This window comes from Bacillus sp. JJ1474 (assembly GCF_036965225.1).
GTDB lineage: Bacteria > Bacillota > Bacilli > Bacillales > Cytobacillaceae > Cytobacillus.
This window is the reverse complement of sequence record NZ_JBALPC010000293.1, coordinates 6,325-7,492: the sequence shown is the minus strand read 5'-3', so window position 1 is coordinate 7,492 and position 1,168 is coordinate 6,325. Positions and strand designations below refer to the sequence as shown.

Sequence of the window (1,168 nt, the reverse complement as noted above, 5' to 3'; positions counted from 1 at the left end):
AAAAGGGCCAGATTGTGGAGCAATGCCCTTAAAGAAAATTGTATTTTTCACTGGTGTACAAAAATGAATCTTTTTAGAGTTAAAGTTCGTACTGGTTAGAAAATATTGATTTTTTAGGAGGTATAATGTTTAGATTTAGATTCTTCTTCCTTATATCTATATTTTTATTAACTGCTTGCACTCAGGATACAGTAGTTCCTAAAGAAATAGTTCAAGAGGAAGCAGTTGATAAAAACATTGTTGTTACAGCGGATGGGAAAATTACTTTTAAAATTTCTAATACCATAAAGGTTCCAGAAGAAAAAGTAGAATCCATAAAACAGGAACTCCTAAATGCTTATAATGATATTCAGAAGTCAATCCAAACAAATTATGTACCATCCGAGAGAATAAATATATTCCTCAATGAATGGAATCAAGCGTCATGGGGATTGAGGTCGGAACTCAAACTATATGCAATTAGGGAAAATCAATATCCGCTTGTCCATGAACTTACACATTCTTTAATTGGTTATGGTAACAACTTTGATTCAAGCATGGGGTATTTAACACAAGAGGGTTTTGCTACTTATATGGAAGATAAGTATGGAAAACAAAAATCATATTCCCATCAGATTATGAAGTATTTAATTGATTCAAATAAAACAATTTCTATTAACAAGTTGATAGATTTGAATCAAGATGATTCAAATTTCGCCCAGCTTTTATAAATCCAGAGGATTACACCCTTCAATGGATAAGTTATATTCATTCAGCTTCTTTTGTTACCTATTTAGTTGAATCATATGGGTTAGAGAAGTTTGAGCAAATCTACAACAAAGAAGACTTGGCTAAAAAAATAGAGGATATATACGAAAAAAATATAAGTGAGATAGAAAATGATTGGGTAGATTTTATTAATAATAGTCAAACGGAACTAACATATGAAGACAAAATGAAAATGAGATATTTTTATAATGCCACCTCAGTTATCGATAAAATTGATGCAGAATTTTTTACAAAGGAATAATATATTTTTTTATGAAAGGAGGAAGAACCCCATAGGAAAAACTTCCGAATTAAAATATGCTTAACTAACTCCATTAACTGAGGAGTTAGTTTAACAAGACATGTACTATTGATCTTCAGTAATCGGGCGCTTTTCTGAAATAAGGAAAGCGTCTTTCTT

Annotated in this window: 1 protein-coding gene; it reads left to right on the top strand. The window is 30.7% G+C overall.

Going from position 1 to position 1,168, the window contains the following annotated elements:
• Positions 1 to 125: 125 nt before the first annotated feature.
• Complete coding sequence (locus V7164_RS24810) at positions 126 to 710, top strand: hypothetical protein (protein WP_335347794.1); 585 nt, start codon at positions 126 to 128, stop codon at positions 708 to 710.
• The last annotated feature ends 458 nt before the right edge of the window (positions 711 to 1,168 follow it).